Origin of the sequence: Methanoregula sp. (assembly GCA_041645435.1) — an archaeon.
In the GTDB taxonomy this organism is placed as follows: domain Archaea; phylum Halobacteriota; class Methanomicrobia; order Methanomicrobiales; family Methanospirillaceae; genus Methanoregula.
Genome location: JBAZQB010000003.1, coordinates 165772 through 180745, shown reverse-complemented (window position 1 = coordinate 180745; position 14974 = coordinate 165772). Strand labels below are relative to the sequence as shown.

12 protein-coding genes are annotated in these 14974 nt (G+C 51.2%); 5 read left to right on the top strand and 7 right to left on the bottom strand.

The window, feature by feature from the left end:
* Positions 1–220: 220 nt before the first annotated feature.
* From WC593_07585 to WC593_07570, 4 genes are all read right to left on the bottom strand, one after another.
* Positions 221–3757, bottom strand: a complete 3537-nt coding sequence (locus WC593_07585; protein ID MFA4825007.1) for a PAS domain S-box protein — start codon at positions 3755–3757, stop codon at positions 221–223.
* Between the two features lie 232 nt (positions 3758–3989).
* On the bottom strand, positions 3990–5678 hold the full coding sequence (locus WC593_07580) for a PAS domain S-box protein (GenBank protein ID MFA4825006.1): 1689 nt from the start codon (positions 5676–5678) through the stop codon (positions 3990–3992).
* Positions 5679–6279: 601 nt separating this feature from the next.
* Entirely contained in the window at positions 6280–7020 is a 741-nt protein-coding gene (locus WC593_07575) for an MIP/aquaporin family protein (GenBank protein ID MFA4825005.1), read from the bottom strand.
* Positions 7020–7376: a DUF2180 family protein gene (locus WC593_07570; protein MFA4825004.1), complete on the bottom strand. Its 357-nt coding sequence runs from the start codon at positions 7374–7376 to the stop codon at positions 7020–7022. The genes WC593_07575 and WC593_07570 overlap by 1 nt, the downstream gene beginning before the upstream one ends.
* 181 nt (positions 7377–7557) lie before the next feature.
* Between WC593_07570 and WC593_07565 the strand changes: the two genes are divergently transcribed.
* Positions 7558–8154: a thiamine-phosphate synthase family protein gene (locus WC593_07565; GenBank protein MFA4825003.1), complete on the top strand. Its 597-nt coding sequence runs from the start codon at positions 7558–7560 to the stop codon at positions 8152–8154.
* A 120-nt stretch (positions 8155–8274) separates the two neighbouring features.
* On the opposite strand, the gene WC593_07560 is transcribed toward WC593_07565, so the two are convergent.
* Positions 8275–9051, bottom strand: a complete 777-nt coding sequence (locus tag WC593_07560) for a sulfide-dependent adenosine diphosphate thiazole synthase (protein ID MFA4825002.1) — start codon at positions 9049–9051, stop codon at positions 8275–8277.
* A gap of 410 nt (positions 9052–9461) precedes the next feature.
* Here WC593_07560 and WC593_07555 point away from each other — a divergent pair, with 410 nt between their 5' ends.
* A complete protein-coding gene (locus tag WC593_07555; GenBank protein MFA4825001.1) occupies positions 9462–10226 on the top strand; it encodes a sulfide-dependent adenosine diphosphate thiazole synthase in 765 nt (254 codons plus the stop codon).
* A gap of 442 nt (positions 10227–10668) precedes the next feature.
* Here WC593_07555 and WC593_07550 read toward each other — a convergent pair whose 3' ends face one another.
* On the bottom strand, positions 10669–11187 hold the full coding sequence (locus tag WC593_07550) for an SET domain-containing protein (GenBank protein ID MFA4825000.1): 519 nt from the start codon (positions 11185–11187) through the stop codon (positions 10669–10671).
* 245 nt (positions 11188–11432) lie between these two features.
* On the opposite strand from WC593_07550, the gene WC593_07545 reads away from it, so the two are divergent.
* The 3 genes from WC593_07545 (at position 11433) to WC593_07535 (ending at position 12704) form a co-directional block, all read left to right on the top strand.
* Positions 11433–11741, top strand: coding sequence for a DUF4258 domain-containing protein (locus WC593_07545; GenBank protein ID MFA4824999.1), 309 nt, complete (start codon positions 11433–11435; stop codon positions 11739–11741).
* Positions 11738–11983, top strand: coding sequence for a type II toxin-antitoxin system MqsA family antitoxin (locus WC593_07540; protein ID MFA4824998.1), 246 nt, complete (start codon positions 11738–11740; stop codon positions 11981–11983). The genes WC593_07545 and WC593_07540 overlap by 4 nt, the downstream gene beginning before the upstream one ends.
* Positions 11984–12074: 91 nt before the next feature.
* Positions 12075–12704 carry a hypothetical protein gene (locus WC593_07535; GenBank protein MFA4824997.1) on the top strand — a complete coding sequence of 210 codons (630 nt, stop codon included), beginning with the start codon at positions 12075–12077 and terminating at the stop codon, positions 12702–12704.
* 469 nt (positions 12705–13173) lie between these two features.
* On the opposite strand, the gene WC593_07530 is transcribed toward WC593_07535, so the two are convergent.
* The gene (locus tag WC593_07530) at positions 13174–14913 is read right to left on the bottom strand and encodes an alkaline phosphatase family protein (GenBank protein MFA4824996.1); all 1740 of its coding nucleotides are present in this window, start codon (positions 14911–14913) and stop codon (positions 13174–13176) included.
* Positions 14914–14974: the final 61 nt, after the last annotated feature.

Sequence of the window (14974 nt, the reverse complement as noted above, 5' to 3'; positions counted from 1 at the left end):
GTCGGAAAACAGGCCGGTACCGTACTTCCTGAGGATGGGGTCGCCGGGGTCGGTACCGATCCTGCGAGATCATGGTGACCCTTCTGACCTCGCTGAGACTATCTGCCGATACCCTCTGATCAGGAATCCCCGGTATCATTCTCCGATGTGCAAATGGGGGTGACCGGGTTATCGTGGGAGGGGGAATCTCACCCAGGTTCTTTCTTTTTAGTCGGATTCGTCAGGTTGTACCTTTGAACCTGTACGCACCTTTCGGTACCGCGATCTCAAACCGGGCGCCGGTCTCTTCAGTCCCGGTCTCCCGGATCGTAATGCCGGTGATTGCGAGAATCTCCCGTGCGAGGAACAACCCGAATCCCGTGTGCTTACCAAACCCCCGTTCGAAAATACGCTCCTTATCATCAGCCCGGATTCCGACACCGTTATCGTCATAGAGCAGGATCAGTTCCCCGGTATCGGACATCCGGTAGGAAAACCGGATCAATGTTACCCGCTCTCCGTGCCTGAGGGTATTGTCAACCAGTGTATAGAGGACTTTTTCAAAGAGGGGATCTGCATAAATCTCAATTTCATCCAGATCCACCGTGCAGGTTACCGATGCAGGCAAAAGATCGGTCACCGGCTTCTCAACACATTCCCGCACATTCTGCCAGACCGGGGATTTTACCCCGATATCCTGGTACTGTTTCGTAAACGAGATATGACGTCCGATCGTAACGGCAGCGTGCTGGGCTTTCCGGATATACTCTCCCACTGCATCATCATGTATCTTCATCCTTGAAAGTTCCAGAAATCCGCTCAGGGCCATAAGCTGGTTGAGGATGTCGTGCCGCGTGATCGAGCTTAACAGGTTGAGTTTTTCATTAGCCTGCCGGAACGCATCCTGCGCCTGTCTGAGATCCGCCGTTCGTTCGGCAACCCGCTGCTCCAGCTCAGTGTAAAGTCGCCTGAGTTCTTCTTCTGCCTTCCTGCGCTCGGTGATGTCGAGCAATATCCCGTTCCAGACCGTTTCGTTCTGTAACCTGACGGGTTGCGAGAGACCCCGGATATACATCTCTTCCCCCGTAGGTTTGATGAATCTGCCTTCGAAATCCCAGGGGGCAACCTTAATGACAACATCATTAATTGATTCAACCCATCGTTGTCGATCTTCAGGTGCAATACAGGAGGCATAACGCTCGTACCAGGTATCCAGCGGTTCAGGGTTCAGGCCGTAGACATCCCGGGAACGTCCGTCAACAAAATACATGCCCCATTCACCGGTGTCCCGGGCATAGAACTGGTAGACAATTCCCGGGAGGTTGCTGGCAATGCCCCGGAAGCGCTCTTCGCTCGTGTGCAGTGCCTCATCAGCCTTTTTACGTTCGGTAATATCCCGGGCTACGACAAGGCTAACCATCTCCTCTCCAAGTAAGAACCGGTGGATGGAGAGCTCTACAGGGATGATCCTGCCATCTTTTGCCCGGTGGTTTGTCTGGATTATGACATGTCCCGTACCGGCCAGCATCTCCTGTACGTTCAGAACATCCGACAGTGTCGCAGGATCGTGGATGTCACGGGGCGTCATCTTCATAAATTCACGCTCGCTGTACCCGAGCATCTCAACCGCCTTGCGATTTACCGCAATATTCGTGCCCACGGACCCGTCTTTGGGTGAGGCAACCAGATAAATGGCATCATTGGAATTGTCAAAGATTTCCCGGAACCGCTCTTCGCTCCTGCGCAATGCCTCCTCGGCCCTCTTATGGTCGGTGATATCGACAAGGGCCGCGAGACTCTGCTTTGTTGCGGGGATCATCGCAACAGTGACAATCATATTCCGGATATCCCCCGTTCTCATGATTATCCGGGACTCATAGGTTACCGGGGCGAGTTCAGGGCTGACCCTTCGGAGCCGGTGATATTCCTTCATCCTCTCCAGATCTCCGGTATCGGCGACAAACTCTGTCCAGCTCTTCCTGCCTTCAATCTCCTCCTTGGTATAGCCGCTGATGTTTTCGAACTTACGGTTCACGAGCAGGATGGTGGTATCCTCGTCAATGATCATCAGCGGGCTTCCGCTGTTCTCGAAAAGGGTCCGGTACTTATCCTCGGACTGACGTAATGCAAGTTCTGCCTGCTTGCGATCGGTCACGTCCCGGATCGATTCGATTGCGCCAACCTTGTTCCCTTTATCGTCATACAATGGGGTCGCCTTTCCCCACAGGTTGACGATCTTCCCCATCGGCCTCGAGAGATCCGTTTCTGCGATGAGGAGATCTCCTTCTTTTTGGATAATATGGTAATAGTTCTTCTCTATCTCCTCATCCGGCATCAAGGCAAGATCTATCAGGATCGGCCGGCGGTGTCCGTAGAACGGGATGGCATATTCATGATCCCCTTTTCCGAGCATCTGCCCTGCGGGAACACCGGTCATCTCTTCCATCGCCTTATTCCACGCAATGACGGTCCTGTTCCGGTCAATGACGAATGTTGCATCCGGCAGGAAATTGATGATATCGGCAAGATGGCGTTCGGAGCGCTTCAGGGCATCATCTGTCATTTTCCGATCGGTGATGTCCCGGACTGTTGCCTGCAGGACTCGTTTCTTACCATAATTACAAGCAGAGAGGAGTACTTCAGCCGGGAAATCCTCACCATTTTTCCGGCGGTGCATCCATTCGAACCGGTCAATACCGTTCCGGAATGCTGCCTGGATGTGTCCCATTGCAGCCTCCAAAGACGGACGTCCATCCGGCTGGGTCGGCGGGGATAGTTCAGCCGGATGATAGTGTACAAATTCTTCTCTGCTTCTCAGACCAAACATCTGTAATGTGCGGGGATTGCAGTCAAAAAAACCCTTCTCGGTCAGGAGCATGACGGCGTCGTTTGAACCCTCATAAATTGCCCTGTTCTTTGCCTCGCTATCCCGCAGCGCATCATCGTTTACCTTGAGTTCGTGAAGGAGGAGATCATACGGCCGGGTCAGGGCGACTACGACGAACGCCCGGTAGAAGAGGTAGACCGAGATGAGACAGAACAGGTGGCCGAGCATGTTTGTGAACCCGTATACCGAGATGTAGGTTGAAAACGCCAGTTCACCAGGGATGAGGAATACCTGCGCAGCGATGAGGAACTTCCAGACCGTGGGATCGAAGTGCTCCCGTTTCAGGTACAGGATACCAATGGTGGCAACGAGGATGAGCGAAATGATGTATTCGCTCACGATCTTGAACGGGGTGAGCCCACTGCCCTCGATGAAACAGTGCGGGAAGTTCTGCCAGACAAAGATGCTGGCGAACAGGAAGGTGCATGCGGCGGTGCAGGCTGCAATGATGATACCCACATCGTACTTCCGGTCTCGGGTTATGGATCTCCCGATAAAGAAGGTTGCGACAAGGAACGTGATACTCTGGAAGTACCGTGCCACGATCCAGAGCTGGGTGGGGAGGTCGGCGTTGTTGCCGGGAAATACTCCCATTCCCTTGTACGCAAGCGTGTGAACGAGATCGATACACCCGATAAAGAAAAATGAGATGCCTACTATCAGGAAAAATGCATCGTTGACATCCCTGCGGGTATTCCAGACGATGATGAAGATTGAGAAGGCAACCGCGATACCCGCGAGTTCAACGATCCCATGAAAGAGGAGGAAATTTACTGTGCTGATAAAATAAAGGGCAATGAGGATAGCAACGATGAAGGCGACCTGAAGAACGTTGGCAGGGCTAGTGAGTGATTTTAAATTCTCCTGTCCCGCCGAATTGCGATCAGCCAATGAGACACCTGCTGTATCCGATATGCTTGTGTAGGGCTTTTACCTGATAAGGTTATTTCAACAGGGATACGACCGGCATGGATAGATCCTGTTTTTGCGGGAAATGCCCTGAAAAAGATGCCCCTGCCGGTCTGGATATATCCGGATCGGGGGATGAAATGGAGCCGGTATGGGGGTGACCGGGTTATCGTGGGTGGGGAAATCTCCCCCGGTCTTTTTTTTATCGGGTTCTTCAGGTTGTGGCGGCAAACCGGTATGCTCCTTTCGGTACCAGGATTTCAAAGCGGGCCCCTTTGCCATATTGACCGGTCTCTTTGATCGTGATGCCGGTGATAGAGAGGATCTCTTGTACCAGGAACAATTCCATGCCTTTATATGAACCACTTCCGCGTTCAAATATGGCCTCTTTTCTGTTATCCGGAATACCGGTACCATTGTCCTCAAAAACGAGCGTGAGCCCGCCAGGGGTCTCATGATAGTGCATGGCCACCTCAGTTGCCGTCTTTGCATGCCTCAGGACATTATCCACCAATGCCAGGAATACCCGTTCGAGAAGATAGTCTGCATAAATTTCCAGACCCCCGATTTGAATATTGCGGCTGATTGATGAAAAATCCCGGTGCGAGATGGCAAAAACAAATGTCTGGTTGACACTCTGCCACATCGGAGGCTTGATTCCAAGATCCTTGTAGCATCCCGCAAAGTTGAGTGATCGGGTGATTCTCTGGACCGATTCTTCTTCCTTGTCAAGATAGCCTTTCATCTTCTCATCTCCTGCGGCAGATTTTGCCAGTTCAAGGTACCCTTTGAGGCTGAAGATGGCATTCTGGATATCGTTGAACGTAACAGAGTTCAACAAGTTGATCTTTTTTGTTGCCTGATGCAATGCCTTTTCTGTCTGTTTTCGTTCGGATATATCCCGGTCAATTGCCAGGATATATTTTTTCATCCCGAGATCGAACAGGCCTGCGGAGATTTCAACCGGGAACTCAGAGCCGTCTTTTTTGCAATGAATAAGTTCACCGTGCAGCCATTTTCCGTTCAGTATCCGGTCAAACCTGTCAGGTACGCCGGCTTTCGATGCAGGCGCGTCCAGATCCGTGATGGTAAGGTGTTGCAGTTCGTCAACTGAATACCCGTGCATATCGGCAGCGGCTTTGTTTGCCGTAATAATTCTTCCCCGGTTCTCCCCTTCTGCCTCCAGAAGGAAAATTGCATCGCCCGCCCGTTCGAAAAGAAGACGGTATTTTCTCTCACTCTCTTCAATCTTCTGCTCATTCATTTCCCGACGCCGTTCGATCATGATAATGCCGATGACTGCTGCGATCATGGCAAGTATCCCGATACTATAGATTATCAGGACCAGCCGGTTCAGCTCTGCCGAGACAACCGTGCTGTCCATATCGACCCCGACAATGCCCACCACGTTTCCCGTACTGTCCCTGATTGGTGAAAAACCCGAGAGCACCGTTCCCCACAGGTCGGTTGTGAACTCTTCATCCACGGAGTGGGTTGTGAACCCGGCGATGAGTTCCGGTTCAGCCTCAGGATATGGCTGCCCGATCTTTGCAGCATCAGTAGTATGCCCGTAATCCCCATCGACCACAAACTCAACCGCATCCCCGGTTTTCCGCATGGTGTATATGAAACGGATATCCGGCGTTCCCTGTTTTACCCGCCAGAGCTGATCCTGGATCCGGATAAAATCCGGTGTTTTTTCTTCACCATTCTCAATCCGTGCGAATGCATCCCCGTCAATCTGGGATGCGGTGGCCCCGGCTACAGCGATCAGTTTCTCCTGGACCGCACCTTTCAGCGTTTTCTGCGTCTCTGCAGCAATGGAATAGACCATCAGGGAAGTGATGACGAGAATCAGAAGGATCAGGATAATTGAGATGGAACGAGATTTTTTTGAGATCATGGCCGGCATCACCATAAAATGAGAGTTATTCAGGTATTTTCAACCTGCGGGTAATGATATGGGAGAATTTTTTTAAACAATTGCTGTAGCAAGAGAAATAATTTTTGACGGTCGGGACGATCAGGTTCCGGGCTTACCGATCCCGAGAAGAGGACGAAGGAATCGTGAACACATGCCAGTACTCCTGTCTTTCAATCGATACCATTGGAGGGGGAGATGAGGGGTCATCCTCATATCATCCTCAGAGAATAGACAAGCAATGGGAAAATGAGGATTTCCCCTGAAAACAGACATGATGCTGTTGTGCCACAAGCATACAAGATGAAAATTGCCGGTGGCATTTCCATATTAAATTGTCATCTTTAATGTGATGGGGGTTGAGACTCCCATACCCCCAGTAACGATGAACGTTGCCGCCCCCGACGGGGCACCCCCGCGGCAATTTAGTGACTAAAAAAACTAAAACCTCCTTGCCCCGCCGTGCCTCGTAGAGGCCCTGAGGCGGGGGAGAATCATAAAAACGATTTTCATGCTTCTGGTGTGAACCCTATCAGTTCATGTGCGTTTCAACAGAACCAAAAAAAAGATGACGGGCAGAAACTTATTCTGCGGTCATCCGGTCGTAGAAGACTGCTGCAGCAATAGCACCGATGACGGGACCGATGATGTAGATGGGAAAGAATGCCCAGAGATTTGTGCCGCCAAGTAAGAAATCCATCACGTATGGCCCGAAAGTCCGGGCGGGGTTGAGTGACGCTCCGGCTATGTTTCCTGTTGCCGTGATCATGCCGGCCACGGTCAGGCCGATGATGAGCCCGGCAAATCCCGGCGGGGCACGTTTGTCCACGGCAACTCCCATGATCACAAGCATCAGTACGAACGTTGCTATCGCCTCGACAAGTATTGCCTGTCCGTACCCGATCCCCGGAAACGGTGCGGTTGCCCCGAGCCCCCCGATGGTTATTGCATCCATCCCCACGGTCAGGAAGAAGAGCAGACTCCCGACCGCCGCTCCGATGCACTGGGCGAGTATATACGCAACCGTGTCCCCGGCCGGGAACCGTTTCGTTGCCCAGAGTGCAATCGTTACTGCCGGGTTGATGTGGGCCCCCGAGACCCTGCCAAGCGAGTAAATGACAGCTGCGATAACGATACCAAACGAGATTCCGATAGCAAACCAGTCGCCAAGTCCGCCGAGCTGGCCGATCCCGACGTTAAAGGAGGTCGCCGGCTTTGTTCCGGCAGCGATCATTAACGTGATCGCCGCTGCTCCGGCCCCGAAGTACACAAGGAGTGCCGTCCCGACGGCTTCAGCAATACTGCGGGTGGCAAGCGAGCCCATCACTTCTCCCCTTTGTATGCCTTATTGCAATCCGGGCAGAGCATACGGGGCATCTTCTTTGGCAGCTTCTGGGAGGGGAGCGGGTACCCGCCCTCCCAGACATCTACCTCTTTCCTGATTGTATGTTTCATGCAGGTTCCCATACCGCAGGCAACGCAGACTGCCACCGCGTCGCTTTCCGTTCCCTCTTTTGCACAAATGTAGCACTTCATCTCTTTCATCCTCCTCCCGGTACCGGGTCCAGACCGCTTCTTTCCATGGGCAGGAACCGTGCCGGAAAACCCTTGGGGCAGCCGGTGCGCAATCCTTGCAGATGCGGCTGCATCCTGCTTGAGAAGTGCGATGATATTTGTCATTAATGTAGCTGTAACCTGATCGCTCGTTAAAAGGGACGGATATTGTTCAGGATGCCTGCCGGCAATCTTTGATGTAATTTCCATATTCATATTTTCATGCAATGTTCAGGAGATCGGGCCACACAACCACAGTTACCATATCCCTTCCCGTCAAAGTATTTAAGATAAATCAGGTAGGACAATGAAACACCCCGATATCGCCACTGAAATTGACATGATCGGACGGATGATGATTGCCCTTAGGGAGATTGAGGGTTGCCGGGAATTTGTCTCTCTCATCCCTGAAGTCAGGACGAACCTGGTATTTGCACAACCGCATGCGCAGAAAACCGATGAAGTTTTGGCTGTAGATGGCCGGATTACCGTCATCAACGGTATGCCACGGGCTGCCGGGAGAGTCCGGTTCGGGGCATCGGGCCATATGGCACGGCTCATCATTGAACTCATGAAGACCGATCCGTCCATCCGGGCCGGAATCGATTTTGCAAATCCCCCGGGATTTTCAGACTGGCTGGCTGACTATTGCACACAGCAAGGCTGGGTGTCTGCCATGATTGACCGGAGAACCGAGCCTGCTGAACTCAGGATTGCAGAGGGGTCATCGATGCCGTGGAAGGCAGCAGAGGCAGTCCGGGCTGCCGGTGGGAGGGTGCCGAAAATTATCTGCGATGCCGGAGGAATGGGAAAAGAGCCGGTCTGTATTCTGGTGGGGAATGAACCCATCAGTGTTGCACGGGATGTGTGCGAAATTGCCCGTGCGCATTCACGACGATTCTGATAACTCTTTTTCATAGATTGCATAATCAATGAAACGTAAGACCACAATCGCCTGAATCGAACTATTTCCAGAATGGTAACACAATCGAAAAAAATTACCCTGATACAAGGATAACCCTTGTTATCTGAGGAGTTCCTGCGCGATTTCTGCTGCCCGTACACCGGAGAGGAGCATGCCCCCAAATGTCGGTCCCATCCTCGGAAGGCCAAATGTCGATGCAGTAGCCATACCGGCTACGATGAGACCCGGGTAGACTTCGGAGGTGTGGTTAACAACCGCTTCTTCTGAGGTCTCCACCCACATCGGTGAGAACCCTTTCATGGAGACAAGTCCCCGGCTTGCAAGCGAATTCACTACAACAGCGTCGTGACCGGTTGCATCGATGACGATCTTTGATTCGAGCGCAACCGGGTCCACGCAGGTGATCGCACGCGGCAACGCTGCCACGGGCGTCCAGTTGATCACGACTCCTGCAACACGGTCATGTTTAAGGACCACGTCATCAAACCGGTTCATGTTGAAAAGCGTTGCCCCGGCATCACACGCAGCGGCTATCAGCTTTGAGCATGCATGGGGGCCATCGGCGACATAGAGTCCACTTTTTACTTCGCGGCACGGAGCTCCAATCTCATCAAGGATTTTCTGGGCGGGTGCCCTGACGGTCAGTTTGTTCATGAGATATCCCCCAATCCAGAAACCACCCCCGAAATAGTTATTGCTCTCGATCACCAACGTCTTGATTTTCGCCTGTGCAAGGTCCCGGGCAGCCACAAGCCCGCTTGGACCCCCACCAACAATGATCACGTCGGTTTCCACATGGTTGAGAAATTCTCTGGTAAACTCTTCAACAATTGCCGTTGTCACATCTTTTTCTGATGCTGCTGAAAATAATGCCATTATTTATTCTCCTTTTTCTGATTCTGGAACAATATCTCTTCCCGATATGCTCGGGACGTGATAGTCTGGTCCGGTTCTCTTGATCGAGTGAAACCCAGGGAACACGTAACCTCATGTCCGGTTATTTTCACGGGATTTTCCCGTTGAGAGATCAACGAACGGATGCACATTTCTCGGGATTAAAAGCCCCTGTATCTGGAAAAGGCATCCAGCATTCGTGAGATCTCATAACAATTGTGATTGTTAACTATTAATCATGTTGGTTTATTTCCCCGTTTTTAACCAGGATTCACCAATTCATCATCGTGTAAAAATATTTGTGCCGGCACACCGCTATCCGCCTGCAGCCACATCCCCGGTTCATACTTATTAACCGGGCAGGAAAATACACTAAGGGGACGTGAACAAACATGGAACTCGATGAAATTACCATCAGCAGGGCGATTCTTTCAGCACAGATGAATACCCTGATCGATTATATGGAACTGGATGTGGCGGTCGTGGGAGCCGGGCCTGCCGGACTTACCTGTGCAGCACTGATCGCTGAAAAGGGCATCAAGGTCGGCGTCATTGAGAAGAAACTCTCTGTCGGCGGCGGGATGTGGGGCGGTGGGATGATGTTCCCCCGGATTGTCGTGCAGGAAGAGGCTCGCCGCCTGCTTGACCGGTTTCATATCCGCTCCACTGCCTACAAAGAGGGATATTATGTTGCCAAATCGGTTGAAGCGGTCTCCAAGCTTACCGCTGCCGCGTGTGATGCTGGGGCTGAATTTTTCAATCTTACGTCCGTCGAGGATGTCATGATCAAGGCAGACGGACGGATCAGCGGGCTCGTGATCAACTGGACTGCCGTTGAGATGGGAAAACTCCATGTCGATCCCCTTGTCATGCGCTGCCGGTACACGGTCGATGCTACCGGCCACGATGCGGTCGTTGCCCGCCTTGTGGAGAAGAAGGGCGGGAATCTTCACGTTAAAGGCGAGAGTTTCATGTGGGCTGACCGGGCTGAATCGCATATCCTCCAGCATACCAAAGAGGTGTTCCCCGGTCTTGTTGTTGCCGGTATGGCAGCCAATGCTGTCGGGGGCGAGAGCCGCATGGGCGCGGTATTTGGCGGGATGCTCCTCTCCGGTGAGCACGCGGCCAATCTGGTTCTCCAGAAAATGAAGGAATGATGGGGAATCGTAGTACAAGATGGGTTGCTCACCCGTGCTCTCATTTTTTGACATTTCATCCCTCTCCTGATAATAATAGATCTTGTACCTGCCTCCAGGGACCGTTCTTAAAGAGAGTGATTGACACGACAAGGGTGACCTTGCACGTACTCACCAGCATCCTCTGATGTGTGTGGGGATGATCACCCAAACACCTTCCTTTTCCCCCGACCGTGCTATCCATCGCAGGTTCCCGGATAGCCCTGCCAATTGCGGTTATGTGCTGATTTTTGCCGGGTGAGTTGGGTTGAACAGGAAAAATAATGGAAATCTCAATCCGGAAATACGGCCCTTGTTGTTCAGATTTTCGCAACCCGGACTAACGAAATCACGGTAAAAGCAAGCCGGCTTTCCTGTCCTGCGGGATATGAACGTCCTCAGGTACCTGTTCCCCAAAACCGTGTTAATGCTGTCTCTCTATCTTGTCCTGGATATACTGGGAAAAATAGCCTTTATACCGGACCTGCAATTCGGGAAGCATCCAGTCATGTTCGGTGATCGTTTTCCGGCACCGGGGAGAACCGCATGCACAGTCCATCTTAAAGACCATATCACTTCCTTCCGATGCTGAAACGGTCATGCAATAATCAAAGGTGATCTCCTCCCCGATTTTGATATCCCGCATGGCAACCAGGAAAACCTGGCCTTTGAACCCACCGTTGGGGTCACAGCTGTGGTTGAAAAAATCCGTATCTTCCGGGACAGAACTGGCAGGACCTAAGACAAACCGCTCTTCGATTTGCATGGTATAGCTCTGCATATTCACCGGAAGCTGATACATCTCATCGATCAGCATTATTTTTCCCCCTAATATGGCCAGCCGCTCATCTTTCCGGATATCTGCTCTGGCAAATATACCACACCCCTGAGTGGCCGAACAACGTTTCTCAAGATGGGGATGCAGCCAGCTGTGGGAAAGCATGGTGACGCTCTTATTGTATCTCAAGAGTGTACGTGGTCAATATTTTTGTCCGTTGCGGTGAACTGTTTATAAACCTCCGGGAACGAAGCGGGCTTGATGCGAGCGGGGGGGTCGGGCGGTGTACTTTTTAGTGGCAGGCCGGGGCCAGCGAGAAACGAATTGGAATGAACACTTTCACACCCGAATCGAAAGGCGGTTATATTCCGGTAAAGAATAAAACCTGATCAGAAATTTCGGTGCATGAAATGAAGGGAACCGGACGAAGGGAAGAGTTTGTGAATGATGAAGCAGTCCTTATCTCCCAGCATGCCCGCGTGCGCATGTTTGAACGCAATATTCCTACCGATGACCTGCTGGTGGTTGTCGCAACCGGTGAGATTATCGAGGAATACCCGGATGATGATCCCTGTCCTTCCGCTCTCATCCTTGGTTTTATTAACCATACCGCATATCATGTAGTAATAGGACTCTGCACGGATCATCTCCGTGTCATCACCGTATATATTCCGGAAGAAGAGAAATGGAAAGATTACCGCAAGAGGAGAGTTGAATGATTCCTGATCGTTGCACTTTCTGTAAAGGCCGGCTCGAAGAAGGTAAAACCGAGTTCATTGCCCGGGCCGGAGGAGAGGTCGTTGTAATCAAAGATGTGCCTGCCTATGTCTGCGAGCAATGCGGAGAAGCGTATTACACGCCGGAGATTTCCCGGAAGATTGACGGGGTCATGCGGGACGTGCACCGGAAGAAACTCTGCGTCCGGCCGGTTCCTGCCGGTGAAGTGTCGTTGAACGGCTGATTTTTTTTAAAAATGAACTGATAGATGGTTACTATCCGCCACACTACGGGACTTCCCGGTAAGACGGCAAAGAAGCAGGCACAGGTGCTTGATGAGGAAACCCAAAAAAGGAAAACCCCGGCCGTCTGCACAATCAGAAGAACAGATGCTGGACAACAGTCTCACCCTTGTCATTTCCCAATGGGGTGAGGGTTTCTGTACCAGTTCTTATTTCAAGAACCTGTCCGATGAAGAGAGAGAGGAATACGAAGGCATTGCCTTTTTCTTCACCGAGATGATGTTTAACTATCTCGGACTTACCCCGCACCAGTGGGATGAAGGCTCTATGGAGGAGTGTTGCGTTTACTTTTTCCCGGAGAAGATATCCGAAGGTCCTGAATTTTTCCGGTGCATCGTGCCGGTACTCTCTGCGTTTTTCTTGCACCTGGAAGAACAAAATCTTCAGCAGCATGCCGGTGCAATGGCGCGTGACATCAAAAATCTCCACGACAGTATTATGGAGCGGTCGTCCGATTTTGACAACTGGGGAATGGCGAAACGATTTGTGATGACTGCCCGTGCTGACGGTATTGACGTCACAGATGCAAAGGCTGTCCGTACGTATATTGAGGCATACAACCGGAAGGTTCTGAATAACGGGCCCGGTTCCAGCATGTTCAAGGATGCCCCCCATGATTTTGTCATGGGGCGACCTGGTAAAAAACCTGCACGGAAACGATGAACCTGTGTGTAATACCGGTGTTACACAAGTTTTCCCAAGTGCAGTGGGATCTTCCTTTTCCGTGTAGTGCTCCGGATATATCGTTAAAAAAAGAGGGTCTTGTCCCCGGTGGAGGGGGTCGCATGGGTACAAATCGATCCGGTGCGGAAGGGAGGGACCGGGAAGTTCACGTCGTTAATTTAGGCTCATGGCGCTTCATCCATGGCGTCAATTTACATTTTGTACCAACGCGACCCCCTCAAACCCTTTGCCATTTTCGGAAGATTTCTTGTTATATTTTGAGCAGTTTTACGAAGTGAATTTTGTACGTGGGCGGAGCATGAGCGGGCTGAGTGCGAGAGGGGGGGTCGTGTGGGTACAGTGTTGGTGGCAGGCCGGGAACACTCTGTAATTTTGGCGAGTTGGGCCGCTCGCTGATGGGGGTCGCTCGGCCGCGATAGTTCTCATAGGTATAACGGATTCGAATCTCTTATTTTTCATTAACGAAGATTTCTTCAAGGGCCTGACCATCGGTCTTGGGATGCGTGTCCTTGAATATGGATGCAATAGTTGGCGCAATATCCACGGTCCTGAATGTCTTCCATTTCCCGTCCTTGATATTGGGCTTTATCGTGGGCCCCCAGAACAGGAGCGGTACGAGAGAGTCGCTGGAATTGAGGCCGGCATGATCCCCGTGAAGAATTTTCTCTCCTTCATAAGAAGGCCTGAATTCAGAATTCATCGAGTATCCTTCCTTCATGGATATCACGATCTCTCCCCACTTGTCGCCCTTCATCAGTCCTTCCAGTCGTTCCACCGCGTTGGGGTACGACTCTTCTTTTCCCATGAAGAACGTCGTTATATCTTCCGGTCCGGAACAAGACCCGTTTTCGAGAACCTGAATTGCCTGGAACGTACTATTCTCCTTGTAAAAAATGAGATCGACATCGGTGCGTTTCTTCAGGAAATCCAGTATGTCGGTTCCCGCAGCATCTTTTTTCTCCGGTGTGCCGAACGTATAGAAAAAGGCGGCCCGGTCATTGTTGGCCATGATTATGTGAGCCTCTCTCATGAGTTCTGCATTTGCCCGGTCCTCCTGCCCTGCAACCGCATAGGTCTTCCCCAGCGTTCGCTTAAAGTCGTCGGACAGGTTCGAGAACCGGGTCACTTCGCTCTGGCTGTGATCAGCCGAAATTATCACATACACCGGCTGGTTTGAATGCATCTTGTAAAACCTGATGGTATCGGCGAGTTTAATGATCGCTTCATCGATCTGATCGCGTACCTGGAACGACTTCGGTCCATATTCGTGACTCAGTGTGTCCGTGCCCGATTTCCAGTAAACCATGAGGTCAGCAAGCTGCCGGGAACACTCGGACCCCCAGATTAAATCTCCGTATTCGTAACTTGCCTCTTTATAGAAGGCCGTGAGGAGACCGATCATGGTGTTCTTCTCTATGAGTTTCTTGTTTGCAAGATCATCGATCAGATCGGTTACCGATTCGCCGATGAAGCTGTCAGCTCCCCGGTGGATCCATTCCTTGATGGATGCGGTATAGAGTTTGTCACTCCGTACCTCAAAGATTGTGGAGACCATGGGGCTGAGGAATTTTTGGTTTAGGTCAATTGCATCTCCAAGACCCTGGAAAAATTCGTCCCGTGCTTTTTTGTCAGAAGGTAACTCCCGGTAGCGTTTGAAATCCGGCATAACCCGGATGTATTCCTTACTCACCGATCCATCATTACCGGGTTTTACTTCAACCCAGTCAAAAGCAGGGACACGGGTTTTTGCAGGATAACACCCGGTCATAAGAGTGGAGTGGGCAGCGGGAGTTATCGATGGAAAGATAGTTACGCACTCTGCGAAGTATCCTTCCTCGAACAGAGTTCTGAGATACGGATTCCTTTGGGCAACATCAAGAAAGGCAGGAATGTTACAGCCATCGAGGATCCAGAACAGGACCTTTGGCCCCTCATTTGAGGAGACAGATGTTCCGCTTTTCTTAAACAGGATCTTTTGCCGGAATTCTTTGACCCACGAATAAATATAATTCGGTACCGGCGCCAGAATCACAAGGACTGGCGTGACCCCGAAATAGATGATGAAAACCAGAATAACAATTATTGCGAGACCTAATACGAAAATCGCGTAGTTATCGGTAGCAATCTTTCCAAACACCGAGACTAGTTTTTGCCATTTATCTTTGAGCCATTCGCCAATTTTATTCATGGGGGATCAAATTGATGTATATTATTGTGAGTATTAAATATTCCTTTTTTAAATGGGGGAT

Coding starts and splice junctions, on each gene's coding strand:
- WC593_07580 (MFA4825006.1), bottom strand. CDS start 5,678: ATGATCTCAAAAAAATCTCGTTCCATCTCAATTATCCTGATCCTTCTG.
- WC593_07575 (MFA4825005.1), bottom strand. CDS start 7,020: ATGGGCTCGCTTGCCACCCGCAGTATTGCTGAAGCCGTCGGGACGGCA.
- WC593_07570 (MFA4825004.1), bottom strand. CDS start 7,376: ATGACAAATATCATCGCACTTCTCAAGCAGGATGCAGCCGCATCTGCA.
- WC593_07565 (MFA4825003.1), top strand. CDS start 7,558: ATGAAACACCCCGATATCGCCACTGAAATTGACATGATCGGACGGATG.
- WC593_07560 (MFA4825002.1), bottom strand. CDS start 9,051: ATGGCATTATTTTCAGCAGCATCAGAAAAAGATGTGACAACGGCAATT.
- WC593_07555 (MFA4825001.1), top strand. CDS start 9,462: ATGGAACTCGATGAAATTACCATCAGCAGGGCGATTCTTTCAGCACAG.
- WC593_07550 (MFA4825000.1), bottom strand. CDS start 11,187: ATGCTTTCCCACAGCTGGCTGCATCCCCATCTTGAGAAACGTTGTTCG.
- WC593_07545 (MFA4824999.1), top strand. CDS start 11,433: ATGAAGGGAACCGGACGAAGGGAAGAGTTTGTGAATGATGAAGCAGTC.
- WC593_07540 (MFA4824998.1), top strand. CDS start 11,738: ATGATTCCTGATCGTTGCACTTTCTGTAAAGGCCGGCTCGAAGAAGGT.
- WC593_07535 (MFA4824997.1), top strand. CDS start 12,075: ATGAGGAAACCCAAAAAAGGAAAACCCCGGCCGTCTGCACAATCAGAA.
- WC593_07530 (MFA4824996.1), bottom strand. CDS start 14,913: ATGAATAAAATTGGCGAATGGCTCAAAGATAAATGGCAAAAACTAGTC.